Origin of the sequence: Pseudonocardia petroleophila (assembly GCF_014235185.1) — a bacterium.
In the GTDB taxonomy this organism is placed as follows: Bacteria; Actinomycetota; Actinomycetes; order Mycobacteriales; family Pseudonocardiaceae; genus Pseudonocardia; species Pseudonocardia petroleophila.
The window spans coordinates 619,783-644,140 of record NZ_CP060131.1; the positions used below are offsets into that span (position 1 = coordinate 619,783).

The following is a 24,358-nucleotide window of genomic DNA, read 5'->3' on the forward strand; positions in this document are numbered from 1 at the left end:
GCATGACGAGCACCGGACCCGCACCCGCGGTGCCCGGGCCCGCCGTCGCGACGCAGCGCCGGTTCCGCCCCGAACTGCAGGGTCTGCGCGCGGTCGCGGTCGCGCTCGTCGTCGTCTACCACGTCTGGTTCAACCGGGTCTCCGGCGGCGTCGACGTCTTCTTCGTCATCACCGGCTTCCTGCTCACCGGCCAGCTGCTGCGCTCGACCGAGCGCGCCGCGGTGCCGGTGCTGCGGCAGTGGGCGCGCACGCTGGGGCGGCTGCTGCCCGCCGCCCTGATCGTGCTGCTGGGCACGGTCGTCGGCGGTGCGCTGGTGCTGCCGGAGTCGCGGTGGCTGCAGGCGGTGCGGGAGGTCGTGGCGTCGTCGCTGTTCCTGCAGAACTGGCAGCTGGCGGCCGACTCCGTCGACTACGCGGCGCAGAACGACGTCGCCAGCGTCGTGCAGCACTTCTGGTCGCTGTCGATCCAGGTGCAGGTCATGCTGGCCGCCCCCGTGCTGATGGTGCTCGTCGTGGCCGCGGCCCGCGGGGCGGGCGCCTCCCCCCGCCGGTACCTGACGTACCTGCTGGGCGGTGTGTTCGCCGCGTCGCTGGCGTTCTCGGTCGTGCTCACCGCGGCCGACCAGCCCTTCGCCTACTTCCACACGGCGACGCGGCTGTGGGAGTTCGCGTTCGGCGGCCTGCTCGCGCTGGTCATCGACCGCGTCCGCCTCTCGGCGTGGCTGCGGGTGCGGCTGGGCTGGACCGGGCTGGTCGGGTTGGTGTCGTGCGGCCTGCTCCTGCAGGTCGACGCGGTGTTCCCCGGCTACGCGGCGCTGTGGCCGACGACGTGCGCCGCGCTCGTGCTCCTGGCGGGCGACACCGGGTCGCGCGCCGGCGCCGACCGGATCCTCGCCAGTGCGCCGCTGCGCCGTCTGGGGGACCTCAGCTACTCCCTCTACCTGTGGCACTGGCCCCTGCTCGTGCTGGCGCTCGTGTGGACCCGCCAGGAGCAGCTCGGGCTCGGGGCGGGCCTCACCGTCATCGCCGTCGCACTGGCCCTCTCGGTGGTCACCGAGCGGATCGTGCAGCTCCCGAAGGACCCGTTCCGGGTGGCCGTCGCCGGGCTCGCCGTGGTGCTGGCGGTCACCGCGAGCTGGCAGCTGGTCGCCCTCTCGCGCACGTCGACCGACGCGGTGCTGGGCAGCGACCTGCATCCGGGCGCATCGGGCGGCGACGTGCCGGAGGCCGACCTGCTCCCGACGCCCGCGGGCGTCACCGACGACTGGGTGCGCGTCGAGAACTGGGACTGCGCACCGCTCGCCCGCTTCGACTGGAACGCGTGCCGGCTTCCCGTCGCCGAGGAACCGCAGCGGCGCATCGTGCTGGTGGGCGACTCCCACGTGCAGCAGTTCGCGGGCGCGCTCGTGCCGATCGCCGAACGGGCCGGCTGGCAGCTCATCACCATGGTCTACGGCGCCTGCCCCTTCTCCACGGTGTCCGAGGTGTACCCCGACGAGCAGGTGTGCCTCGACTGGAACGAGGCCGCGGCCGCGGAGATCGCCGACCTGCAGCCGGACGCGGTCGTCACCCTGGCCAGCCGCGACGTCCGCGCCGGGCTCACCGAGCAGACGCCGGACGGGTTCGTGCAGCGCTGGCAGCAGCTCGCCGACCTCGGGATCCCGGTGCTGGCCGTCCGCGACAACCCGCGCTTCGACCACTCCCCCGCCGACTGCATCCAGCAGGTCGGGCGGGGAGCGGTCGAGTGCGGGATCGCGCGGGCCGAGGTGTACGCCCCCGACCCGCCGTACGCGGTGCGCACCGACGTGCCGGAGAACGTCACGTTCCTCGACATCGCCGACGCCGTCTGCGACGACGCCCTGTGCCCGGCCGAGCGCGGCAACGTGCTGGTCTACATGGACGACAACCACCTGACCGCCACGTACGCCACGTCGATGGCCCCGCTGCTGGAGGACCGCATCCGCGGCTCGCTGGGCTGGTAGCCGTCAGGACTGCTGGGCGACGACCCCGTCCAGCGGCACGGCGTCGGCGAAGATCCCGTACGGGTTCGCGGTCACGAGCGGCTCGTCGCCGCCCGGGGTGACGGTCTCGAAGACGCCGTCGAGGTCGGTGTCGTCGAGGACGACGTCGGCGAAGCCGTCGCCGTCGAAGGCCAGGGCGACGACGTCGGCGACGAACCGCTCGTCGCCGGGGGTGTTGTCGAAGGCCGCGATGTCGTCGGAGAAGTCGCCGTCGACGTCGACGAACACCGAGTCGAGCACCCCGTCCCCGTCGGAGTCGTCGAGGACGGTCTCCTCGTAGCCGTCGCCGTCGAGGTCGGCGGTGCGGGTGAGGCCGTCGGTCGCCTCGGGCAGCTCGGGGGTGCCGGCGTCGATCGGGTCGGGGGCGTAGCACTCGGACATCAGGTCCTCCGGGGGTCGTGGTGGCCGGTGTCGGCCGCTCACCAGGAGGGACGCCGGCGGGCACCCTCGGGTTACACCGGACCGCGGCGGGACGCGCTCGACCGGACACGTCGGGTCCCGGGCTGGCAGGGCGGTCGTTCCCCACGGTGAGGAGGGACCGTGCTGACCCGGCGTTCCCGGCGGGCTGCTGGTCGCGGTGGAGGCGACGACCGACCGGCTCTCCGTCTCCCGGGTCATCGCCTGGGGCGGGGCCGACGTCGGGGACGTGGCGCGCTTCCCCGCCCGCGCGGTCCCCCGGGGTGCCGAGACCTCCGCGTTCACCCCCGCCACCGCCGTCGCGCCGGTCCGGCCCGTGGCACCGCCGGGCGAGCGGTGGCAGTAGGACGACTTCAACACCGTCCTCCTCGGGCTGGTCCTCGAGCGGGCCACCGGCCGGACGGTCGCGTCCTCCCTGTCCGAGGAGCCCTGGCAGCCCCTCGGCGCCGAGGCGGCGCCGGGCTGATCTGAGCGGCCCCCGGTCGTCCGGTCCCGTCGCGAAAGCAGTGGCGGACCGACGTGCTCCGTCGGTGTACTGACGTGCCGGCGTGAGTCGGCCGAACAGCGGAGGTCCTGGTCGTGACGAGCTATGACGTGCTCGCCGAGGTGTACGAGTGGCTCATCTCGGACGCGAAGTCGACGCCCCCCGAGTTCGCGGCGGCGTTCGCCGACGTCACCCGTCTCCTTCCGGCGAACGCCCGGGTCCTCGACTGTTCGTGCGGCACCGGGCACCTCGCGGTCGGCCTCGCCGGTCTCGGCATGCAGGTCGTCGCGACCGACGCCAGTGCAGCGATGGTTCGTCGGACCGCAGAGCTGTCCGAGGAGTTCGGGGCATCCGTCCGGACGGTGCGGGCGGACTGGGAGGAGCTGCCCGACCACTTCGATGACGCCACCTTCGACATGGTGTTCTGCGTGGGGAACTCGCTGCACCACGCCGTGGGCGCGAGAGGCAGGCGTGCCGCCCTGGAGTCGATGTCCCGGCTGCTGCGCCGTGGCGGACGCGTGGTGCTCACCTCCCGCAACTGGGAGCTCGTGAGGGCGAGGGGTTCCCGGCTGGACATCGGCGATCGGCTCGTCCGCCGGAACGGCCGCGATGCCGTCGTCGTCTACCGCTGGGAGATCGCGCCGCAGTGGGAGGACGAACACCGCATCGAGATCGCGGTCGCGCAGGTCGATGCCTCCGAGCAGGTCCTCGTCCGCTCGGAACTGCTGTCGTGCTGGCCCTGTCGACACGACGACCTCGACGTCGAGCTGCGCCGGGCCGGACTCCGCACGGAGAGCAGCACGTTCGACCCGGAGGCCGAGAACTACACGGTGGTGGCGAGCAGGATCTGAGCCGGTGCGCGCCCCGGAACGCTGCGCGGACGGTCGTCGGCTCGGGCTCGGTCACCCGCACACGAGAACGGCCCCCAGGACGATCTCCTGGGGGCCGTTCTACGTAGTAGCGGGGGTAGGATTCGAACCTACGACCTCTGGGTTATGAGCCCAGCGAGCTACCGAGCTGCTCCACCCCGCGACGCTGTTGTTCTGTTGTGTCTACGACAGTACACCTCCCGGAAACCTCCGTGCAGCGGGGGGTCCCCGCCGGTCTCCGCAGGTCAGAAGCCCCGAAACGGCCCGACCCCCGCGGACCGGGTGGTCCGCGGGGGTCGGGCCGCGATCGAGACCTGCGTCTCAGCCCGCCGGCTGCGCCGCCTGCGCGGCCTGGAACTGCTGCACCGCGGCGTCGAGGGCGGCCAGCGCCGTGCCCTGGGCGGCGAAGTCACCGCTCTGCTGGGCCGCCTTCAGGTTGTCGATGGCCGTCTGGATCCCCGCGGCGGCCGCCGCGAGCTCCGGAGTGGCCCCGGCACCGGTGTTCGGCACCGCGGTGCCCGGATCCGGGGCGGCGGTACCGGGGGTCGTCGGCACGTCGGCCGCGGCCCCGGCGCCGAACACCTGGTCCAGCGCCGACGCCAGGTCGGGGGCGAACCCGACGCGGCCGTTGTAGCTCACCAGCACGCGGGCCAGCTGTGGGTAGCTGGAGTCCTCGTTGGCGCGCTGGATGTAGACCGGCTCGACGTAGAGCAGGCCCCCGGCCACCGGCAGCGTCAGCAGGTTGCCGTTGATCACGGAGCTCTGCCCGTTGCGGGCGAGCAGCCCGAGCTCCTGGCTGACCACCGGTGTGCCCACGAACCGGCTCTGCACCTGCTGCGGACCCAGTTCCTGCGTGTCCGGAGGCAGCTGCAGCAGCGTGATCTGGCCGTAGGTCTCCGGATCCGAGCTCGCCGACATGTACGCCGAGAGGATGTCGCGGTTCTGGAACACCAGCGCGCTGGTGAGCTGGAACGACGGGTCACCCGACGCCTGCCCGCCCGGCTGACCGGCCAGCAGGTAGTACGGCGGCTGCGCGAGCCCACCCGCGCCACCACCAGCCGGCGTCGGGTCCGACGGCACCTCCCAGAACGAGACGTTCGAGAAGAACTCGCCGGGGTTGTCGACGTGGTAGCTGGTGAGCAGGTCGCGCTGGACCTTGAACAGGTCCTCCGGGTAGCGCACGTGCTCGCGCAGGCTCGGGCTGATCGCCGAGGCCGGCTGCACCGTGTCGGGAAAGGTCTTCATCCACGTCTGCAGGACCGGGTCGGTCTCGTCGAACGCGTAGAGCGTGACGGTGCCGTCGTAGGCGTCGACGGTGGCCTTCACCGAGTTGCGCAGGTAGCTGACCTCGCGGTTGAGCTCCGGACGCACCCCCGGCCCGCCGGCGAGCGTGTCGGCGGTGGCCTCGCCGAGCTGGGTGCGCTCGGCGTAGGGGTAGTTGTCGAGGCTGGTGTAGCCGTCGACGATCCAGGTGATCCGCCCGTCGACGACGGAGGGGTACGGGTCGCCGTCGACCGTCAGCCACGGCGCGACCAGCTCGACGCGGTCGGCCGGGTCGCGCACGTACATGATCTTCGAGTTCTCGTTGATCGAGTTGTTGAAGAGGATGTTGCGCTCGCCGTAGTAGGCGGCGAAGGCGAGCCGGTTGACGATGTTGTCGAGCGGGACGCCGCCCTTGCCGTCGTAGGTGAACTGCTGGGTGTCGGAGTCGTACTCCACCGGCGGGGCGCCCTCGGGGGCTCCGACGATCGAGTAGCCGCGGATCAGCTCGCCGTAGTAGGTGCGGGGCTGCTCGACCCGCAGGCTGGGCGGCAGGGCCTCGCTCATCGAGTTGTTGGTGTCGATGCTGGTGAAGCGGGGCAGGCCGCCCTCGCCGCCGGCGTCGTCGAGCGCGGCGTTCACCTGGTTGGCCGGGGCCACCACGATGCCGTTGCCGTGGGTGTAGACGAGCTGCTGGTTGATCCAGTCCGTCTGGTTGCCCGCGAGGCCCGCGGTGTTGAGCTCGCGGAGGCCGACGATGTAGTCCTGCATCGTGCCGTCGGTGCCGCGGTAGCGGTCGATGTCGAGGGTGGACGGGAAGCCGTAGAACGTCCGGCGCTGCTGGAGCTGCGTGAACGTGTCGGTGAGCTGCGCCGGGTCCAGGATCCGGATGTTCGGGATCGTGGCCGTCTCCGCGCGCACCTCGGCCGGGGTGGCCTCGGACTCCCCGCTGTAGGGCACCTCGGTGACCGTGGCGTCGGTGAGCCCGTAGGCGTCGCGGGTGGCGGCGATGTTGCGCTCGATCGACACCGCCTCCCGCGCCTGGGCGTTGGGGGCGACGACGAACTGCTGCAGGATCGCGGGCCACGCGGCCCCGACGAGCACGCTGGAGAGCACCAGCAGCACGGTGGCGATCGCGGGGAGCTGCAGGTTGTTGCGGAACACCGCGACGAAGAACGCGGCCGCGCAGATCAGCGAGATGAACAGCAGGATCAGCTTGGCCGGCATCACCGCGTTGAGGTCGGTGTAGGTGGCGCCGTTGAACAGCGGGTTGCGGTCGGAGAACAGCAGCTCGTAGCGGTCGAGCCAGTAGGCGACGGCCTTGAGCAGCACGAACACGCCCGCGAGCACGGCGAGCTGGGCGCGCGCGGCACCGGAGACCTGGCCGCCGCGGCCGGTGAGCCGGATGCCGCCGAAGATGTAGTGGGTGACGAGCGCGACCACGAAGCTGATCGCCACGCCGACGAACAGCCAGTTCAGCAGCAGCCGGTAGAAGGGGAGCTGGAACGCGTAGAAGCTGACGTCCAGGCCGAACTCGGGGTCGGCGATCCCGAACGGCGTGGAGTTGAGGAATTGCTGCACGATCTGCCAGTCGCCCTGCGCCGCGAGGCCGGCGATGAGGCCGATCGCGACGGGGATGCCGATGGCGAACAGCCGCAGCCGCTGGATGATCACGGTGCGGTACCGGGCGATCGGGTCCTCGGGCCCCGACAGCGGCACGAACACCGGCCGGGACCGGTAGGCGATCCACAGGGCCAGCGCCACCAGGCCGCCGATCAGCAGCCCGCCCGCGAGGAACTGCACGATGCGGGTGAACAGGATCGTGGTGAACACGCCCCGGAACCCGACCTCGCCGAACCACAGCCAGTCGATGTAGAAGTTGATCAGCCGCGATCCACCGAGCAACAGCAGGACCAGCACGCCCGCGACGGCGAGCAGGATCCGGGTGCGACGGGTGAGCGTCGGGGCTCCCACCGGGGGCCGCATGGCCACGAGACACGCTCCAGGGTCTTGACAATGTGCGGACCCGCGAATAGGCCCTGTCCACCCAACTCTACGAGGACCGTGTGGGGTTCCCGTGGGGCGTGTCCGATTCGGTGCCCGGTCGAGACGTCAGCAGGCGGGAGTCGGCGCGCCGTCGCGCAGCGCGTCCAGGCTGCCGACGGCGTCGTCGAGGGTGTCGACGCGGACGAGGGTGAGCCCGTCGGGGGCGGTCGCGACCGCCTCCTCGCAGTTCGCCGCGGGCACCAGGAACACCGTGGCCCCGACCTCGCGGGCGGCGATCATCTTGAACGGCACGCCGTCGATCGCCGACACCGCCCCGGACGGACCGATCGACCCCGTCCCCGCGACGAACGTCCCGCCGGTGAGCTCGCCGGGCGTCAGCTTGTCGACCACGCCGAGGGCGAACATCAGCCCGGCCGACGGGCCGCCGATCCCGCCCAGGCTGATCGTGACGTCGGTGTCGGGCAGCGGGCCGAGCCCCGGTGTGATGCCCAGGAACCCCTGCGGCCGGTCCGGCCGGGTCCCGAGGACGACCGGCACCGTCAGCTCCTCGCCCGCCCGCCGGATCACCAGCGACGCGGTCTGGCCCGGCAGCGACCCGCCGAGCTGCTCGGTGACCGCCTCGGCCGTGGTCACCGGCACGCCGTCGACGCTGACGATCTGGTCCTGCAGCTCCAGCAGGCCGTCGGCCGGCGAGTCGGGGACGACGCCGACGACGACCACGGACGCGGGCGTCCCGAGCTCGTGGAGCGCGGCGGACACCGCGTTGAGCTCCGACGACGTGAACTGGGCCGCGTTCTCGTCCTGGACCTCCTGCGTCGTCCGGTCCGACGGGAAGATCGGCTCGCGGGGCACCAGCCGCCGCTCCGGGGACAGCCAGAAGGCCAGCGCCGTGAACAGGGAGAGCTTGTCGGTCACCGACACCGTCGTCATGTTGAGGTGCCCGGACGTCGGGTACGTCGGCAGGTCGGCGACGTCGATGATCGGGGCGCCCTCGTAGTCGCCGAGCGTGTCGTAGGTCGGGCCGGGGCCCAGCGCGACGAACGGCACCGGCAGCGTCGCGCCGATCACGCCGAGGGACAGCGCCAGCAGGGTGGCGGCCACGACGGTCAGCATGCGACGACTCACGATCGCGCACCTTATGCCGCGCCAGGTGAGGGCCATCTACGGTGGTGCCCGAGCGCGTACCGTGGGGGCCATGACTGACAAGCCGCCGTTCGGGTTCGGACCCTCCGACCGCGACGACTCGGACAAGGAGCGCGACCCCGCACGCGGTGACGGTCCGCTCGATCCCTTCGGCTTCGGCAACCTCCCCGGGATGCCCCCGGGCGGGCTCCCCGGACTGGGTGGCCTGCCGGGGATGGGCGGTCCGGGCGGGTTCGACGTCAGCCAGCTCGGCCAGATGCTCACCCAGCTCGGGCAGATGCTCAGCCAGGCGCAGAACAGCGGCGACGGCCCCGTCAACTACGACCTCGCCGCCCAGATGGCCACCCAGCAGCTCGCCGCCACCACCTCCTCGCTCACCGGGGCCCAGCGCTCCGCGGTGACCGACGCCGTGAAGCTGGCCGAGCTGTGGCTCGACGCCGCCACGGGGTTCCCGGCCGGCGCCACGGAGACGAAGGCCTGGTCGGCGAGCGAGTGGGTCACCGCGAGCATGCCCACCTGGAAGCGCCTGGTCGACCCGGTCGCGCGCCGGATGGGCAGCGCCTGGACCGACGCGCTGCCCGAGGAGGCGCGCGCCGCGGCCGGCCCCATGATGGCGATGCTCGGCCAGATGGGCGGGCTCGCGTTCGGCACCCAGCTCGGGCAGGGCCTCGCCACCCTCGCCGCCGAGGTGCTGACCTCCACCGACATCGGCATCCCCGTCGGCCCCGACCGCGTGGCCGCGCTGCTGCCGGAGAACGTCGAGAAGTTCACGAAGGACCTGGACCGCCCCGCCAGCGAGGTGCTGCTGTTCCTGGCCGCGCGCGAGGCCGCCCACCAGCGGCTGTTCGCGCACGTCGGCTGGCTCAAGGAGCGGCTGCTGCGCACCGTCGAGGAGTACGCGCAGGGCATCACGATCGACACCTCCAAGATCGAGGAGCTGGCCCGCGGCATCGACCCGTCCAACCCGGCGGCGATCCAGGAGGCCATGGGCTCCGGGATGTTCGAGCCCGAGACCACCCCCGAGCAGAAGGCCGCGCTCGCCCGCCTGGAGACGCTGCTCGCGCTGATCGAGGGCTGGGTCGACGCGGTCGTGGCCGACGCGGTCGGCGAGCGCCTGCCCGGCGCGGAGGCGCTGCGCGAGACGCTGCGCCGCCGACGCGCGTCCGGCGGGCCGGCGGAGCAGACGTTCGCCACGGTCGTCGGGCTGGAGCTGCGACCCCGGCGGCTGCGCGCCGCCGCGGAGCTGTGGCGGCTGCTCGGCGAGCAGCGGGGGGCCGAGGGCCGCGACGCGCTGTGGGCCCACCCCGACCTCATCCCGTCGGCCGACGACCTCGACGACCCCGCGGCGTTCGTCGCCAGGGACGAGGTGGGCGACCCGATCGCGGAGCTGGAGAAGCTGGCCGACACCGAGGCCGCGCCGGACCCCGAGGACGGGAAGGACTCCTAGTCGGGAGCGGGCTCCGGCTCGTCGCCGTCGGTGCCGACCAGGCCCAGCCCGGCGGCGGCGGAGAGCCCCTCGAGGTAGCCCATCGCGCGCTCGGTGCGCGGGTAGCGCCGCACCCAGGCCCAGAACTTCTCGTCGTGGCCGGGTTCGAGCAGGTGCGCCAGCTCGTGGACGAGCACGTAGTCGACCACCCAGCTCGGCGCGTCGCGCAGCCGCTCGCTGATCCGGATCGTCCGGTCCGCGGGGGTGCACGACGCCCAGCGGGTGCGCATCGTGGGCACCCAGCGGACGGTCTCCGGCACGGCGAGCCCGTCGAGGTGGCGGCGGTTGAGGTCGAGGCAGCGGCGGCGCAGCGCGTCGTCGCCCGCGCGAGCCGGGGACCGGCGGCGGGCCTCGCTGCGCTCGAGCCGCGACACCATCTCGTCGACCCAGCGGCGTTCCTCGCTCTCGCTCATCCACCCGGGGATGAACACGATCACGGTGTCGCCCTCGCGCCGCGCACTGACCATGCGCTTGCGGCGATGGCTGCGCCGGACCTCGACGACCGCGGGCAACGCCATGGGCCGAGTTTAGTCCCCGCACGTCACGACGGGACGACGACGTGGGTTGTCCACAGGCCCGCGCGGTCGACTGTGGATGGTCGGCGAACAGCGGCCCGGACCCGGCGCATCCTCGGGTCGTGCACCCGCTGCCGTCGCTGCTCTCCCTCGCCCCGCACCGGTCGCTGCTCCCCGTCGGGCCGCGCGCGCGGCGGATCGGCCTGTGCCCGGACGGCGGGGTACTCGTCGACGACCTCGACCCGCCGCTGGCCCTGATGCTCGACGAGCTCGGCTCCCCCGTCGAGCCCGGCCCGCTGCTCGACCGGGCCGTGCACCGGGGAGCCGACCGGGCGGCCGCCGTCGACCTGCTCCGCACCCTGCTCGCCGCCGGGTGCGTCGTCGACGCCGCGGCCGCGCGCCGGGTGGCCGGGCGGCGGACCCACCACGTCGTGCTGGTCGTCGGGGCCGGGCCGCTCGCCGCGGGTGTGGTCGTGGGGCTGGTCCGGGCGGGCGTGGGCACCGTGCACCTCGCCACCGACGGCACGGTCACCGGAGCCGACCTCGGCACCGGTCTCGTCGACGCCGACCGCGGGGCCCGCCGGGACCGGGCGGTCGCGCGGGCCGCCGCGCGGGCGGTGCCGGGCACCGTCGTCTCGGCGCCGCCGCAGCGGTCCGCCGCCGACCTCGTCGTGCTCGCCGACGCGCAGGCACCGCCACCGCGGCTGGTGGAGCGGCTGGTCGGGGACGGGGTCGCGCACCTGCCGGTCCGGCTGCGCGACGGCGTCGGCGTCGTCGGTCCGCTGGTGCTGCCCGGCCGCACCGCCTGCCTGCGCTGCCTGGACCTGCACCGGACCGACCGCGACCCGGGCTGGCCGCGCGTCGCGGCCCAGCTCGTCGGCAGCACGGGCGCCGCCGACCCCAGCTGCGTCGCCGCGACCGCGGCGCTGGGCACGGCGCAGGCGCTCGCGGCGCTGGACGACACCGCCGCGCCGCCCACGCTCGACGCCACGATCGAGTTCGACGTCCTGGCCGCGGCGGCCGTCACCCGTCGCTGGTCCCGGCACCCGGGGTGCGGGTGCGGTGGGCCGCGACACCCTCCGGCGACATGCGGTGGGGGCGGCCCTCGGGGGACACTGGGGTCGTGACGGACATCCCACGGCGCACGGCCGCCCGCACCGCGAAGCTCGCCAGCCTCCCGCTCGGGGCGGCCGGACGGGTCGCGGCGGGCTGGGGGCGTCGACTCGCGGGGGGCGACAGCGACGAGATCTCCGCCCAGATGATGCAGAAGAGCGCCGAGCAGCTGTTCGCCGTGCTCGGCGAGCTCAAGGGCGGCGCGATGAAGTTCGGCCAGGCCCTGTCGGTGTTCGAGGCGGCGGTGCCGGAGGAGTACGCGGCCCCGTTCCGGGAGTCGCTGGTCAAGCTGCAGTCGGCGGCCCCGCCGATGCCGCCGCGCGACGTCGACCGGATGCTCGCCGAGCAGTTCGGGCGCAACTGGCGCAGCCGGTTCACCGAGTTCGACGACACCCCGGCCGCCGCCGCCAGCATCGGCCAGGTGCACCGCGCGGTGTGGCGCGACGGCCGCGAGGTGGCCGTCAAGGTGCAGTACCCGGGCGCGGAGCAGGCGCTGCTGTCCGACCTGCGCCAGCTCTCGCGGATGAGCCGGGTCATGCAGCCGTTCATGCCCGGCCTGGAGATCAAGCCGCTGATCACCGAGCTGCAGGACCGGATGGCCGAGGAGCTCGACTACCGCGACGAGGCCGACAACCAGCGCGCGTTCGCCGCGGCGTACGAGGGCGACCCGCAGGTCAAGGTGCCCCGGGTCGTGGCGTCGGCGCCCAAGGCGATGGTCAGCGAGTGGGTCACCGGGCGGAAGCTGTCCGACGTGATCGCCCGCGGCACCCAGGAGGAGCGCGACCACGCCGCGGTGCAGCTCTCGGAGTTCCTCTACGCCTCCCCCGGCCGGGTGGGGCTGCTGCACGCCGACCCGCACCCGGGCAACTTCCTGCTGCTCGACGACGGCCGCCTCATGGTCATCGACTTCGGCGCCGTCGCCCGGCTGCCCGACGGGATGCCGCGGCCGCTGTCGGAGATGCTGCGGCTCGCGCTGGCGGAGCGGCCCGTCGACCTGCTCGCGCACCTGCGCCGCGAGGGCTTCGTCCGGCAGGGGTCGCCGATGACGGCCGACGAGGCCATGGCCTACCTCGCGCCGTTCACCGAGCCGATGCACACCGAGTCGTTCCGCTTCGACCGCGCCTGGCTGCAGAAGCAGGCCGAGCGCGTCGGCGACCTGCGCAGCCCGCAGTTCAACACCGCGCGCGAGCTCAACCTGCCGGCGCAGTACCTGCTCGTGCACCGCGTCACGATGGGGACGATCGGGGTGCTCTGCCAGCTCGACGCCGACGTCCCGCTCCGGGGGATCGTCCGGCACTGGAACCCGTGGATCTTCGAGGACTCCCCGCCGCCGTCCTGACGCGCCGACGGCGCCCCGGTCGCGGGAGGACCGGGGCGCCGTCGGCATCGGGGCGGCACCGCGCAGAGGGCGCCGCAGGCGGGTGGGGCTACCGCACCGCGAGCCGCGCGCGCTCGGCCCGGCGGGCGGCGAAGGCCGCGAGCCACGACCACCGCCGTCCGGCGGTGAGCTGGCGGACGAGGGCGTGGTCACGTGCGGCCTGTTGGGCCTCGTGCTGTCGGGATCGGGCCAGTGCTTCGTCCATGAGCAACATGCCGGGTCCTTCACGGTCGCGGATCGCGCTGGGGCCTGCGGGGGAAGCGTTGAAGTAGGTCATCGGAACTGCTCCTGTCTGGTGGTTGTCGCTGGTCAGGCCGTGGCCGCGGCGTACGCGCGGTCGCGGGCCAGGTCGGCCTTGCTGGGTCGCCCCCGGGGCCGCTTGCGCGGGATGACGGCGCCGCGCTCGAAGATCTCGCCGCCCCACACCCCCCACGGCTCCTCGCGCGCCAGCGCGCCGGCCAGGCACTCGGCCCGGATCGGGCACGCCCCGCACAGACCCTTGGCCCGCTCCAGCTCCGCGGGAGCCTCGGCGAACCACAGGTCGGCGTCGCCGGAGCGACAGGGCAGGTCCAGCCCGGCGCGGGGTGCCGCGTCGAGCAGGGACCCCAGCGGGGAGACGGGGTCGCCGCCCAGCTGGTCGGGACTGATCGCTCCGCCGTCCAACGGAACTGATCGGACTAGCACCGCACTACCTCCTGGTACTCGTGCTGCTACCGGAAAAACACGAAGGCCGCGAACCCTGTACGGGTCCGCGGCCTCGACTGCTGCCGGTGCGTGTCGGCGTCTACCTGAGACGACACCTCACCGCGGACATACCTGTGCTGTTGTCGACATCGATTCCCGCGAGCGTGACGACGGACGGGCGCGGCTTCACGACGCGCGCGTGGCCGCCCGGCACGAAGGCGGGCTCGGTCCACAGACGGGTGCCGTGAACCGGGACGAGGGAGACCGTCATCGTGATCATCGTGGGCACCTCCTCTGCGGATGGTCGTGGTGAGCAACGGGCTGGTGCAGTCCGTCGGGGAGATACGTTAGGGATACCCCGCCGGGGTGGGCAACCTATTTACGGGAACTTTCTCGCGGACGGGTTCACGCGTCGCTGACCAGGGCGAGGACGGCCGGTCCGTAGCGGTCGAGCTTGCGGGCCCCGATGCCGGGGATCGACACGAGCGCGGCGCTGTCGGCCGGGCGGTGCTCCGCGATCGCCGTCAGCGTGGCGTCGGTGAACACGACGTAGGCCGGGACCTGCTGCTCCCTGGCCTCCTCCGCCCGCCAGCCGCGGAGGCGGTCGAGCAGCTCGGTGTCGACGTCGGACGGGCAGTCGGTGCAGCGCCGCATCTTGAGCGCGTCGACGCCGAGCAGCGGCGACCCGCACACCCGGCACTTCGGCTTCGTGCCGCCGCCCCCGGAGGACGCGGCGATCCGCGAGGCCGGGTGGGAGTCCGGGATGAGGCCGTAGAGGAACCGGCTGCGCCGGCGCTTGCGCGCCCCGCCGGGCTGGCGCGACAGCGCCCAGGACAGCGCGAGCCGGCGCCGGGCGCGCGTCACCCCGACGTAGAGCAGGCGGCGCTCCTCCTCGATCGCGGCGTCGTCGCCGTCGGCGTGCTGGATGGGCAGCGTGCCGTCGGCGAGGCCGACCAGGAACACCACGTCCCACTCCAGGCCCTTCGCCGCGTGCAGCGAGGCCAGCGTGACGCCCTGGACGGCGGGCGGGTGCGCGGCGTCGGCGCGGACGTCGAGCTCCGCGCAGAAGCGGCGGACGTCGGCGTCGGGCTCGTCGGCGACGAGCTGCTCGGCCAGCTCGACGATCGCCAGCAGCGACTCCCACTGGGCCCGCTGCGCCGCACCACCGGGCGGCTCGTGCGTCAGGCCGACCGGGGCGAGGACCTCGCGCACCGCGTCGACGAGGGGGTCGGTGCGCCCGCTCGCCATCCGCAGCACGCTCATCGCCCTGCGCACCTCGGGCCGGGAGAAGAACCGCTCCCCGCCGCGGACCTGGAACGGCACGCCCGCCTCGGTGAGCGCCTGCTCGTAGGCCTGCGACTGGGCGTTGATCCGGAACAGCACGGCGATCTCGCCCGCCGACTCCCCGTCGTCGATCAGGCGGCGGATCCGCTCGGCCACGGCCGCGGCCTCGGCGGGCTCGTCGTCGTACTCGGTGAAGTCGGGCTCCGGGCCGGGCGGCAGCTGCCCGACCAGCGCGAGCCGGCTGCCGGCCACGCGGCCGCGCGCGGCGCCGATCAGCGTGTTGGCGCACGACACGACCTGCGGGGTGGAGCGGTAGTCGCGCTCGAGCCGCACGACGACGGCCTCCGGGAAGCGCCGCGGGAAGTCCAGCAGGTGCTTCGGGGTGGCGCCGGCGAAGGTGTAGATCGTCTGGTTGGCGTCGCCGACGACGGTGAGGTCGTCGCGCTCGCCCAGCCAGGCGTCGAGGACGCGCTGCTGCAGGGCCGTGACGTCCTGGTACTCGTCGACGACGAAGCACCGGTAGCGGTCGCGGAACTCCTCGGCGACGCCCGGGTGGTTCTCCAGCGCGGCGGCGGTGTGCAGCAGCAGGTCATCGAAATCGAGCATCTCGGCGCGGTTCTTCAGTGCCTCGTACCCGGCGTAGACGGCGGCGACCTGCTCGGCCGGGCCGGGGATGTCGCGGCTGCGGCGTGCGACCTCGGCCGGGTAGTCGTCCGGGGTGATCAGGCACGCCTTCGCCCACTCGATCTCCCCGGCGAAGTCGCGCAGCGAGGCCGCGTCGGTGCCCGCCTTCAGCCGCGCGGCAGCCTGCCCGACGATCCGCAGCTTGCCCTCCAGCAGCTGCCACTGGTCCCCGCCGACGACGCGCGGCCAGAAGTAGCGCAGCTGCCGCAGGCTCGCGGCGTGGAACGTGCGGGCCTGCACCCCGGACACGCCCAGGCCGCGCAGGCGGGTGCGCATCTCCCCCGCCGCGCGCGCCGTGAACGTCACGGCGAGGACCTGGCCCGGGGCGACGTGGCCGGTGCTGACCAGGTGCGCGATGCGGCGGGTGATCGTGCGGGTCTTGCCGGTGCCTGCTCCCGCGAGGACGCACACGGGGCCCCGGGGGGCGGTGACCGCGGCCCGCTGCTCGTCGTCCAGACCCGAATCACGCACGCGACCATCCTGACACCCGCGCCGGGAAGAGCCGCGCCCACCGCACTGTTGCACCGGACATGTCTCAGGTGACGATGTACTCGACGACGTGGTGCGGCTTCTGCCGGCGCCTCAAGCTGCAGCTCGACCAGGCCGGCATCGCCTACACGGAGATCGACATCGAGCGGGACCCCGACGCCGCGAGGTTCGTGGAGGGCGTGAACGGCGGCAACCAGACGGTGCCCGTGATCCTCTTCCCCGACGAGACGACGGCCACGAACCCCAGCCTCAAGCAGGTGCAGGACAAGCTCGCGGCCTGACGCTGCACACCGGCCGGTCGCCGTGCACATCTCACGAGCTGTGCACGGCGACCCGGTGGTGTGCACGGCACGTCACCGAGAGCGGTAGCGGTCGCGCAGGCGCTGCGCCACCGGCCCGAACCGGTCGAGGTCGCCCCACCCCCACCGGACCACCCCAAGGTCCTCGGCCCGCAGGGCGTCCTCGCGCAGCTTCTCCTCGTACAGCACCTCCGCCGGGTCCTGACCGGGCCGCAGTTCCCGGCCGTACTTGACGCGGCCGTCGAACTCACCGACCGTGCGCAGCTCCGGCCAGCCGAAGTCGACCCGGCCCACGAACCGTCCGGACACCGTCCGCACCTCCCACTGGAGCACCGGGGCCGGCAGCCCGGCCTGCGCGATGGCCACCCGGCTGCGCGATTCGCCCGGGCTCACGGCTCCGGCGTCGGCGAACGCCAGTGCCCGCCGCGCCGCAGGCATTCCCGGGAGGCGCGGTCTGCGCACCGACGCGAGGTCGAGCGCGCCGCGGCTGGTCAGGTGCCGGTGCAGTGCCTGGTCGGCTGCGACCACCGCCTGCTCGAACGGCACCGTCCGGCCCAGGTCGACCAGCGTCCGCTCCACCGAGGTCACCGCGATGCCTGCGACGGGTACCACCTCGTCGGTGTCGAGTGCGGCGCTGTGCACGTGCACCCGGCGTCCGCGACGGGCCCCGGAACTCCGCCGGTCCCTGGTGACGTGCACCCGGTCGAGCGGGGTCACCCACAGGGCCAGACCGTGCACGACCGCCGCGGAGGCGTGGCTGACCACCGCGTCGGTGGACAACTGCTCGCACGCGGCCCGCACCTGCAGCAGGTGACGGGCGGCGGCGTCGGGTGGCACACCACCGAACACGTAGGCGCCCGGTCGGACCGGGTCGAGCTGGCCGTCGCGCAGCAACCGGCGCAGCTCCCGCTCGGAGTACCCCTCGGCGAGCAGCCCGCCCCGCGTCCGCAGATCCATCCGCCCAGCCTGACGCGGCGGCGGATCGTCGACCAGTCCCCTGTGGACAACTCCGACCGTGCACACCCCGGTGTCGCCGTGCACACCTCAGGGCGTGTGCACGGCGACCGTCAGGTGTGCACGGCGTCCGTCCCTGTGGACTAGAGGGCGGCCCAGGCCTCCAGCATGCTGCGGGCGATGCTCACCTTGCCGGGCATGAGGAAGGGGGCGTCGGTGCGGGCGCTCCAGTCCCCCGCCGCCAGCGCCTTGCGGACGTCGGCGCGGGTGGCCCAGAAGGCCTCCGCGATCTCTCCGTCGGCCGGGACCAGGGGCACCGACGGGTCGGCGACGGCCTGGAAGCCGACCATCAGGCTCCGCGGGAACGGCCAGGACTGGCTGCCGAGGTAGCGGATGTCGGTGACGGTGGCGCCGACCTCCTCGTGGATCTCCCGCTCCACGCACGCCTCCAGCGACTCCCCCGCCTCGACGAACCCGGCGAGCACCGAGTAGCGCCCCTCGGGCCAGATGGGCTGGCGGGCGAGCAGCACCTGGTCGGCCCCGTCGTGCACCAGGCAGATGACCGCGGGGTCGGTGCGCGGGTACTCCTCGTGCCCGGCCGCCTCGCAGTGCCGGTGCCAGCCCGCGTTCGCCGGGTGCATCGGGGAGCCGTCGCGCGAGCAGAAGCCCGCGGCGTCGTGCCAGTTCAGCGCGGCGACGGCGGTGGTGAACAGGCCGGCGCCGAGCGCGTCGAGGACGGCGCCGGTCATCCGCAGGTCGGCCCACTCGCTCGGGTCGTCGCCCGCCACCAGGTCGGGCCGGCCGCGCACCCCCCAGTACGCGACGCCGTCGCGCTCGCCGAGCAGCACCGCCTCGGGGGGCGGTGCGTCGCCGGTGGTGGCGCGGGTCTTCAGGCGGGCGCCGCCGCCGACGTCCCAGCTCCCGGCGTCGCCGACGCGGAAGCCCGCGTCCGGCTCGGTGTCCCAGACGACCGGGGTGCGCCCGTCGGCGTCGACGACGACGAGCTGAGCCGTCGGCCACCCCGCCACCTGGCGGGCGGTGTCGGTGCGCAGCGGCTCGTCGCGGTCGACGGCGGAGCGGGACAGGACGGGCTCGGCGAGCAGGTCGAAGCTCACGCGATCCCGCCCAGCGCCCGCACGCCCCGGCCGATGACGTCGGCGTCGCCGACGACCACGCCCGAGAACCCGGACGGCGCGAAGAACCGCAGCGCCGCCTCCGCCACCTCGTCGGGGGTGACGGCGTGCAGCCGCGCGGGATGGGCGCGCAGCCAGTCGAGGTCGAGCCCGACGGCGGCGAGCCCGGCGATCGTGGACGCCAGCCCGCCCTGGTTGTCGAGCGAGATCAGCAGGGATCCGACGGCGTAGCTGCGGGCCGCGTCGATCTCGGCGGCCGTGGGCGGCACCGCGGACAGGCGCCCCAGCTCGTAGCGGGTCTCCAGCAGGGCCGCGGCGGTGACGTCGCTGGCCACGTCGGTGTCGACGCCCAGCACCGCGCCCCCGGGGATGAACTCGGCCCCGGAGTGCGCGCCGTAGGTGTAGCCCTTGTCCTCGCGGATGTTCTCCATCCAGCGCGAGGAGAAGTAGCCGCCGAACACGAGGTTGGCGAGCTGCAACGCGGCGTAGGCCGGGTCCTCGCGGGGCACGGCGGGACCGGACAGGCGCAGCTGCGACTGGACGGACCCGGGCCGGTGCACCAGCACCAGGTCGCCCGCCGTCGGGTAGGGCGGGGCGGCCAGTTCCAGCGCGGTGCGCTCCGAGGTCCAGGACCCCAGCGCCCGCTCGACGGCGGCGGTCGCGGCGGCCGGGTCGACGTCGCCGACGAGGGTGAGCGTGGAGCCGCGCGGCACCAGCGACGCGGCGTGCGTGGCCCGGACCTGCGCCGCCGTGACCGCGGTGACGGCCTCGGCCGTCGGCATCTCCGCGGTGATCGGGTGGTCGCCGAAGCGGACGCGCTGCAGCGCCTCGCGGGCGATCGTGCGCGGCTGCGCGCGGGCCACCGCGATGCGCTCGACGAGCCGCTCGCGCTCGCGGGCGACCTCGTGGTCGGGGTGGGTGGCGCCGGTCAGGAGGTCGGCGAGGACGTCGAGGACGACCGGCAGGCCGTCGGCCAGACCGGAGCCGTGGACGAGCAACCGCTCCGGGTCGACGCTCGCGCCGAGCTCGGCCCCGACGGCGGCGAGGTCGTCGTCGACGGCGACGCGGTCGCGGGTGGCGGTGCCGGTGAGCAGCGTCTCCGACAGCAGCTCGGCGATGGCCGGGTGCCCGTGGCCGGGGTCGGGGTCGGCGAACGGGACGCGCAGGCGCAGCTCGACCATCGGGACGCTGGCGCGGCGCGCCACGAGCACCCGCAGCCCGGTGGACAGGGTGGTGTCGGTGACGTCGGGCAGCGGCACCTCGCGGGTGACGCCGAGGTCCGGCAGCGGGCGCGGCCCCGTGGGGGTGCGCCCGATCTGCTCGGCGGAGCGGTGGGTGGCCGTCGTCATGCGTCTTCTCCCTTGGCCGGCTCCACCAGCAGCACACCGCGGCCCGCGCCGCGCAGCGTCGCCGCGGCGGCGCTCACGGCGGCGGGGGTGACGGCGGCGAGGCGGCCGGGCAGCTCGTCGGTGATCTCGGCGCGGCCGTAGAGCAGCTCGCGCGCCCCCAGGCCGAGCATGCGGTACATGACGCGGTCGTTCTCCTGGTGCGCCCCGGCCGACCAGCGGGCGACCTGGCGGGCCAGCTCGTCGGCGCTGGGGCCCTGGGCGGCCAGCTTCTCCAGCTCCTCGTCGACGGCTCCGATGACGCGGTCCGGGTCGACGGCGGCCGGGTGCACGGCGGTGATCGTGAACGTGTCGGGGTCGCGGGCGTCGAGCGAGCCCATCAGCCCCGCGGCGGCGGAGATGTCGGTGACGAGCCCGTCGGCGTGCACGAGCCTGCGCTGCAGGCGGGCGGCCTCGCCGTCGCCGAGCACGGACGCGAGCAGCATGTGGGCGAGGTAGCCGTCGAGGTCGGCGGCCGGGTCGGGCAGCCGGAACCCCATCGCGAGCGCGGGCAGCGGGGCGTGCGCGTCGGGGACGGCCTGGCGGCGCTCGGCCCCCGGCGCGGGTTCGGCGAACGACGGCCGGACCGGCGTCGGCCGGGCCGGGATGTCGCCGAAGTGCTTCTCGACGAGCGCGAGCGTCTCGTCGACGTCGATGAACCCGGCCACGGTGACCTGCGCGTTGCCCGGCGCGTAGTAGGTGTCGAAGAAGGCCGCGGCGTCGTCGAGGGAGGCCTGCTCCAGCTCGGAGAAGTCGCCGTAGCCGTTGTGCGCGTTGGGGAACGTGTCGTAGAGGACCGGCGGCAGCAGGATCCAGGGGAACCCGCCGTAGGGCCGGTTGAGCACGTTGAGGCGGATCTCCTCCTTCACCACGTCGATCTGGTTGGCCAGGTTCTCCTGCGACAGCGTGGGCGCGCGCAGGCGGTCGGCCTCCAGGAACAGCGCCCGCTCCAGCGCCGCGGCGGGCAGCACCTCGAAGTAGTCGGTGTAGTCCTGGTGCGTCGAGCCGTTGAACACCCCGCCGGAGCCCTGGACGTGCCGGAAGTGCGCCAGCTTCTCCAGGCTCTCGCTGCCCTGGAACATCAGGTGCTCGAACAGGTGCGCGAACCCCGTCCGCCCCTCGGGCTCGGACCGGAACCCGACGTCGACGTGCACCGCGACGCCGACGACGGGAGTGGCGGGATCGGGGACCAGCAGGACCCGGAGCCCGTTGGCGAGCGTGGTTCTGTGCAGCACGCCGCCGAATCTAGTCCGCCGTCCGGCCGACGGCTCGGCGCGCGTGCGGGAGCCGGGCGCAGAAGCGCGCGACGAGGTCCCGGCACGCGGCCGCGCTCGCCGCCGCCCGCCCGTCGAGCTCCGCGACGAGCCCGTCGAGGTCGAACTCGGCCTCGACGGCGGCGCGTCCCCGCTCGCCCCACGACTCGATCCACTGGGCCAGGACGTCCGGGGTGATCTCCGGGTGGAACTGCACCCCCAGGTGCGCGCCGTGGGTGAAGGCCTGCACGCACACCTCGTTGCGGGCGATCTCCACGGCGCCGGGCGGCAGGGTGAAGGCGTCGTCGTGGAACTCGATCCAGGTGCCCGGCGGCAGGAGGTCGGGGTCGGCCGAGCCCAGAGCGACGAACCCGCGCTCCGACCGCACCGCCCGGCCGACGGTGCCGCCCAGCGCCCGGGCCAGCAGCTGCCCGCCGAAGCAGATCCCCAGCACCGGGACCCCGGCGTCGAGGACCCGGTGCAGGTAGGAGAGCTCGCGGGCCAGCCACGGCAGCGCGTCGTCGGCGACGGACTCCGCCGACCCCATGACGACGAGCAGGTCGAGCCCCTCCGGCGCGGGCACGGACGCGCCGTCGCCGACGAGCGAGCCGATCGTCACCGCGAAGCCCTGCTCGGCCAGCGCGGGGACGATCGTGCCCGCGTTCCGCACCCCGTCGCCGGGCGCCGTGGTGTGGACGAGGACGAACGCGCGGCTCATCCCTCGGGCGCGACGGCCGGGAGCACCACGAACTGGCGCAGGCTCAGGTCGACGTAGGTGACCGGGCCGCGGGGCCCGGGGGTGTGGTCGACGTTGATGCCGGTCTCGGGCAGGCCGAGGAGCTTGTAGCCGTCGAGCAGGCGGGTGGTGGTGTTCCAGAAGACGCCGGTGCCGGTGTAGGCGTCGATGAACTCCGTGGCCGCGTCGGCGTCGGTGGCGCAGACGCACGCGGCGAGACCGGACGTCTCGCGGGCGGCGGTGAGCGCGGCGTCGACCGGGCCGTCGACGGTCGCCACCGTCACGTGCGCCTCGGCACCGGAGTCGAGCGCCCACTCGTGGCCGAGCGGGTGGTCGTGCGGGGCCAGGCTCGGGGTGATGTCGCGGTCGGCGAGCGCCTCCTCCGCGACCGGCCAGAGGCGGTCGTAGGCGTCGGCGTCGATGAGCAGCAGGTTGAGGCGGTTGCACACGCCGAGGCGGTCGGTCGACTCGGTGACCAGGCGCTCCACGTCGTCCTCGTCGGCGGAGCCGTGCAGGTAGAGCACCCCGCCGCCGTCGGCGTGGGCCAGGATCCGGGTGCCCGCGGCCGCCCCGAGAGCCGACAGGCGGCGGGTGACCTCGCCGCTGCCCCGCACCACGACCAGCGGCACGAGGCCGGGCAGCCCGACGAGCGCGTCGGCGCCCGCGTGCCCGGGCAGCGGCACGAGCTGCACGGCGGCGGCGGGCACCCCGTGCCGCTCCAGCGCCGGGGCGAGGACCAGCTCGACCAGGGCCGTCGCCGACCCCAGCGCGGCCGCCCCGGTGCGCAGGACGGCGGCGCTGCGGGCCTTGAGCACCTGCGAGGCGACGTCGACGGTCACGTTGGGGCGTGCCTCGAACACCGCCCCGATGACGCCGACGGGCACGCGCCGCTCGAACACCCGCTCCCCGGTGGGCAGCGTGCGGACCTCGCGCTGCAGCGGGGGCTCGGGGGTGTCGGCGAGGACCTCGAGCTGGGTGGCCATCTCGGCGATCCGCTCGGGCGTCAGGCGCAGGCGGTCGAGCAGGCCCGGCGCCATGCCGTTCTGCTCGGCCGCGGTGACGTCGGTGTGGTTGGCCTCCAGCAGCTGCGCGGACCGCTCCCGCAGCAGCGTCGCGGCGGTGCGCAGCGCGGCGTCGACGGCGGCCCCGCCCGCGGCCCGGACCCCCGGTGCGGCGGCCGCGGCGCGGACGGCGGCCGCGCGGACGGCCCCGTGCTCGGGGGACTCGGCCTCGGGGGTCTCTGCGGACGTGTCGACGCTGGTGCTCACGCGCAACAGGTTGCCACGGTCGCGGGCGGGGCCGCGCCGGGGTTTGCGACGGCGGTCAGGCCGGGGTCGCGTGCACCACGACGTTGTCCTCGTAGTGGCCCGTCGCCGGGTCGAAGGCGCCGCCGCAGGTGATCAGGACCAGGCCGGGCGGGCCGGCGCCGTCGAACAGGTCGAGCGGGAGGTCGGCCTTGCGGTACTCGCGCCGGGCGGTCACGGCGTAGCGCAGCTCGCGGCCGTCCGCCCCGCGGACGACGACCTCCTCCCCCGGCTCGACCTCGCGCAGCACCGCGAGCGCGCCGAGTCCGTCGGCGGCGGTGTCGACGTGCCCGGCCAGCACCGCCGAGCCGGACGCGCCGCCCACCAGCGGGCCGGGGGCCCACCAGCCGACCGTCGACGGCGGGTCGGGGATCACCAGCGCGCCGCCCGGGGCGGTGCCGACCGGGACGACGGGGGCGAGCACGCCGCGGCCCGGCAGGGCCAGCTCGACGGGCACGGCGCCGACCACGACCGGCGCGGCCGACGGTCCGGCGCCGGCCGGGACCGCGGCCCCGGAGCCGGTCGTCGGCACCGTCCCGAAGTCGGGCGCACCGGGCCCGGACAGCAGCAGCGCTCCCCCGGCCACCAGGCACGCCAGACCGGCGCCGGTGACCACCCGCAGGGGCCACCGGCGCGCGGAGGGGCCGGGCGTCAGGAGACCTGACGGCGGCGCCACGCGGCGCCGCCGACCAGGGCGACCCCGCCGCCGAGCAGGGCGATCGCGAGCAGCGGGGCGTCCGGCCCGGCCTGGCCGCCGTTGCCCGCGTCGACGGCGGTGGGCGCGTCGGCCCCGGCCGCGGTGGAGGCGTCGGACAGGCTCGCGGCGAGCGCGTCGAGGCGGTCGAGGGCCTCCTGGGCGGCGGCCTTCGCCTCGGGCGAGGCGTCCGGGGAGGCCAGGACGGCCTCGGCCGCGCTGCGGGCCTGCGCGAGCGCCTGCCCGGCGGCACTGAGCCACGCCTGGTCGAAGGGCTCACCGGTGCGGGCGCCGAGGTCGGCGAGCTGGGCCTGCTGCTCGGGGGTCAGCGCGTCGGTGACCGCGACGCCCTGCTCCTGCGCGAGCGTGCGGAGCTGCGCGGTCAGGGACTCGGCGTCGGAGGAGAGCTGCCCGCCGAGGTCGCGGACCCGGTCGCCCGCGCCCTGGTCCTGGCCCAGGCCGCCCAGTGCGGCGAGCCCGGTCGCGGCGGTGAGGGCGCCGCCGAGTGCGGCCGTCCCGGCCGCGTCGGCGTCGGCGGGCGCGGAGGCGGGTGCCCCCTCGGCCGGCGGCGCGGCCGGGTCGGCGGGCGCGGGCGACGAGCAGGCGCTGACGGTCACGAGGGCGAACGCGGCGAGCGTCGCCGCCGTCGAACGGATCTTCACGGATACCTCCGGGGAGCGGTGGGGAGTGCCCCGGAGGTTGGCCCGCCCGCCCGTCCCCCGCAGCGCCGGAGCGGGCCAACCCCTCGATCGGGTGAGATCCGGCC

The 24,358-nt window shown here is 74.6% G+C and carries 23 protein-coding genes and 1 tRNA gene; 7 read left to right on the forward strand and 17 right to left on the reverse strand.

Translation table 11 applies throughout. The annotated features are described in order from the left end of the window. Positions 1-2 precede the first annotated feature (2 nt). Positions 3-1,982, forward strand: a complete 1,980-nt coding sequence (locus H6H00_RS03035) for an acyltransferase family protein (protein WP_185719858.1) — start codon at positions 3-5, stop codon at positions 1,980-1,982. 3 nt (positions 1,983-1,985) lie between these two features. Here the strand turns inward: H6H00_RS03035 and H6H00_RS03040 are convergent, their stop codons facing one another. After that, a complete protein-coding gene (locus tag H6H00_RS03040) occupies positions 1,986-2,402 on the reverse strand; it encodes a hypothetical protein (RefSeq protein ID WP_185719859.1) in 417 nt (138 codons plus the stop codon). A gap of 196 nt (positions 2,403-2,598) precedes the next feature. Between H6H00_RS03040 and H6H00_RS03045 the strand changes: the two genes are divergently transcribed. Both H6H00_RS03045 and H6H00_RS03050 read left to right on the forward strand, forming a co-directional pair. Next, entirely contained in the window at positions 2,599-2,784 is a 186-nt protein-coding gene (locus H6H00_RS03045; protein ID WP_185719860.1) for a hypothetical protein, read from the forward strand. Positions 2,785-3,017: 233 nt separating this feature from the next. After that, positions 3,018-3,773, forward strand: a complete 756-nt coding sequence (locus tag H6H00_RS03050) for a class I SAM-dependent methyltransferase (protein WP_185719861.1) — start codon at positions 3,018-3,020, stop codon at positions 3,771-3,773. A 107-nt stretch (positions 3,774-3,880) separates the two neighbouring features. On the opposite strand, the gene H6H00_RS03055 is transcribed toward H6H00_RS03050, so the two are convergent. The 3 genes from H6H00_RS03055 to H6H00_RS03065 form a co-directional block, all read right to left on the reverse strand. Beyond that, positions 3,881-3,954 (reverse strand) — tRNA-Met (locus H6H00_RS03055). Positions 3,955-4,112: 158 nt separating this feature from the next. Further along, entirely contained in the window at positions 4,113-7,037 is a 2,925-nt protein-coding gene (locus H6H00_RS03060) for a UPF0182 family protein (protein ID WP_185722116.1), read from the reverse strand. 126 nt (positions 7,038-7,163) lie between these two features. Beyond that, positions 7,164-8,183 carry a YlbL family protein gene (locus H6H00_RS03065; protein WP_185719862.1) on the reverse strand — a complete coding sequence of 340 codons (1,020 nt, stop codon included), beginning with the start codon at positions 8,181-8,183 and terminating at the stop codon, positions 7,164-7,166. A gap of 70 nt (positions 8,184-8,253) precedes the next feature. Between H6H00_RS03065 and H6H00_RS03070 the strand changes: the two genes are divergently transcribed. Then, positions 8,254-9,648: a zinc-dependent metalloprotease gene (locus tag H6H00_RS03070; protein ID WP_185719863.1), complete on the forward strand. Its 1,395-nt coding sequence runs from the start codon at positions 8,254-8,256 to the stop codon at positions 9,646-9,648. Here H6H00_RS03070 and H6H00_RS03075 read toward each other — a convergent pair. Then, on the reverse strand, positions 9,645-10,205 hold the full coding sequence (locus H6H00_RS03075) for a M48 metallopeptidase family protein (RefSeq protein WP_185719864.1): 561 nt from the start codon (positions 10,203-10,205) through the stop codon (positions 9,645-9,647). The genes H6H00_RS03070 and H6H00_RS03075 overlap by 4 nt on opposite strands. 119 nt (positions 10,206-10,324) lie before the next feature. Between H6H00_RS03075 and H6H00_RS03080 the strand changes: the two genes are divergently transcribed. Next, on the forward strand, positions 10,325-11,329 hold the full coding sequence (locus tag H6H00_RS03080) for a hypothetical protein (RefSeq protein ID WP_185719865.1): 1,005 nt from the start codon (positions 10,325-10,327) through the stop codon (positions 11,327-11,329). Then, positions 11,326-12,654 (forward strand): ABC1 kinase family protein, encoded by a 1,329-nt coding sequence (locus H6H00_RS03085; protein WP_255425547.1) that lies wholly within the window; start codon positions 11,326-11,328, stop codon positions 12,652-12,654. Before H6H00_RS03080 ends, H6H00_RS03085 begins: the two co-directional genes overlap by 4 nt. 88 nt (positions 12,655-12,742) lie before the next feature. On the opposite strand, the gene H6H00_RS03090 is transcribed toward H6H00_RS03085, so the two are convergent. From H6H00_RS03090 to H6H00_RS03105, 4 genes are all read right to left on the reverse strand, one after another. After that, positions 12,743-12,907 (reverse strand): hypothetical protein, encoded by a 165-nt coding sequence (locus H6H00_RS03090; protein ID WP_185719867.1) that lies wholly within the window; start codon positions 12,905-12,907, stop codon positions 12,743-12,745. 95 nt (positions 12,908-13,002) lie between these two features. Beyond that, entirely contained in the window at positions 13,003-13,356 is a 354-nt protein-coding gene (locus H6H00_RS03095; RefSeq protein ID WP_379540070.1) for a WhiB family transcriptional regulator, read from the reverse strand. A 121-nt stretch (positions 13,357-13,477) separates the two neighbouring features. Continuing rightward, positions 13,478-13,657, reverse strand: coding sequence for a hypothetical protein (locus H6H00_RS03100; protein ID WP_185719868.1), 180 nt, complete (start codon positions 13,655-13,657; stop codon positions 13,478-13,480). A gap of 125 nt (positions 13,658-13,782) precedes the next feature. Next, entirely contained in the window at positions 13,783-15,816 is a 2,034-nt protein-coding gene (locus H6H00_RS03105; RefSeq protein ID WP_185719869.1) for an ATP-dependent DNA helicase UvrD2, read from the reverse strand. A gap of 59 nt (positions 15,817-15,875) precedes the next feature. Between H6H00_RS03105 and H6H00_RS03110 the strand changes: the two genes are divergently transcribed. Next, positions 15,876-16,115 carry a mycoredoxin gene (locus tag H6H00_RS03110; protein ID WP_185719870.1) on the forward strand — a complete coding sequence of 80 codons (240 nt, stop codon included), beginning with the start codon at positions 15,876-15,878 and terminating at the stop codon, positions 16,113-16,115. A gap of 72 nt (positions 16,116-16,187) precedes the next feature. Here the strand turns inward: H6H00_RS03110 and H6H00_RS03115 are convergent, their stop codons facing one another. From H6H00_RS03115 to H6H00_RS03150, 8 genes are all read right to left on the reverse strand, one after another. Beyond that, positions 16,188-17,090 (reverse strand): hypothetical protein, encoded by a 903-nt coding sequence (locus tag H6H00_RS03115; RefSeq protein WP_185719871.1) that lies wholly within the window; start codon positions 17,088-17,090, stop codon positions 16,188-16,190. Between the two features lie 140 nt (positions 17,091-17,230). Then, complete coding sequence (gene nudC, locus H6H00_RS03120; protein WP_221775774.1) at positions 17,231-18,202, reverse strand: NAD(+) diphosphatase; 972 nt, start codon at positions 18,200-18,202, stop codon at positions 17,231-17,233. Continuing rightward, a complete protein-coding gene (locus H6H00_RS03125) occupies positions 18,199-19,569 on the reverse strand; it encodes a M16 family metallopeptidase (protein ID WP_185719872.1) in 1,371 nt (456 codons plus the stop codon). Before H6H00_RS03125 ends, nudC begins: the two co-directional genes overlap by 4 nt. Beyond that, positions 19,566-20,840, reverse strand: a complete 1,275-nt coding sequence (locus H6H00_RS03130; protein ID WP_185719873.1) for a M16 family metallopeptidase — start codon at positions 20,838-20,840, stop codon at positions 19,566-19,568. The genes H6H00_RS03125 and H6H00_RS03130 overlap by 4 nt, the downstream gene beginning before the upstream one ends. 10 nt (positions 20,841-20,850) lie before the next feature. Beyond that, positions 20,851-21,576, reverse strand: coding sequence for a type 1 glutamine amidotransferase (locus H6H00_RS03135; protein WP_185719874.1), 726 nt, complete (start codon positions 21,574-21,576; stop codon positions 20,851-20,853). After that, positions 21,573-22,862 carry an aldehyde dehydrogenase family protein gene (locus tag H6H00_RS03140; protein WP_185719875.1) on the reverse strand — a complete coding sequence of 430 codons (1,290 nt, stop codon included), beginning with the start codon at positions 22,860-22,862 and terminating at the stop codon, positions 21,573-21,575. The genes H6H00_RS03135 and H6H00_RS03140 overlap by 4 nt, the downstream gene beginning before the upstream one ends. Positions 22,863-22,917: 55 nt before the next feature. Beyond that, positions 22,918-23,514, reverse strand: a complete 597-nt coding sequence (locus H6H00_RS03145) for a class F sortase (RefSeq protein WP_185719876.1) — start codon at positions 23,512-23,514, stop codon at positions 22,918-22,920. Between the two features lie 35 nt (positions 23,515-23,549). Then, the gene (locus H6H00_RS03150; protein ID WP_185719877.1) at positions 23,550-24,254 is read right to left on the reverse strand and encodes a DUF4142 domain-containing protein; all 705 of its coding nucleotides are present in this window, start codon (positions 24,252-24,254) and stop codon (positions 23,550-23,552) included. Positions 24,255-24,358 lie beyond the last annotated feature (104 nt).

Coding starts and splice junctions, on each gene's coding strand:
- H6H00_RS03035 (WP_185719858.1), top strand. CDS start 3: ATGACGAGCACCGGACCCGCACCCGCGGTGCCCGGGCCCGCCGTCGCG.
- H6H00_RS03040 (WP_185719859.1), bottom strand. CDS start 2,402: ATGTCCGAGTGCTACGCCCCCGACCCGATCGACGCCGGCACCCCCGAG.
- H6H00_RS03060 (WP_185722116.1), bottom strand. CDS start 7,037: ATGCGGCCCCCGGTGGGAGCCCCGACGCTCACCCGTCGCACCCGGATC.
- H6H00_RS03070 (WP_185719863.1), top strand. CDS start 8,254: ATGACTGACAAGCCGCCGTTCGGGTTCGGACCCTCCGACCGCGACGAC.
- H6H00_RS03075 (WP_185719864.1), bottom strand. CDS start 10,205: ATGGCGTTGCCCGCGGTCGTCGAGGTCCGGCGCAGCCATCGCCGCAAG.
- H6H00_RS03090 (WP_185719867.1), bottom strand. CDS start 12,907: ATGTTGCTCATGGACGAAGCACTGGCCCGATCCCGACAGCACGAGGCC.
- H6H00_RS03100 (WP_185719868.1), bottom strand. CDS start 13,657: ATGATCACGATGACGGTCTCCCTCGTCCCGGTTCACGGCACCCGTCTG.
- H6H00_RS03110 (WP_185719870.1), top strand. CDS start 15,876: ATGTCTCAGGTGACGATGTACTCGACGACGTGGTGCGGCTTCTGCCGG.
- H6H00_RS03115 (WP_185719871.1), bottom strand. CDS start 17,090: ATGGATCTGCGGACGCGGGGCGGGCTGCTCGCCGAGGGGTACTCCGAG.
- H6H00_RS03125 (WP_185719872.1), bottom strand. CDS start 19,569: ATGACGACGGCCACCCACCGCTCCGCCGAGCAGATCGGGCGCACCCCC.
- H6H00_RS03135 (WP_185719874.1), bottom strand. CDS start 21,576: ATGAGCCGCGCGTTCGTCCTCGTCCACACCACGGCGCCCGGCGACGGG.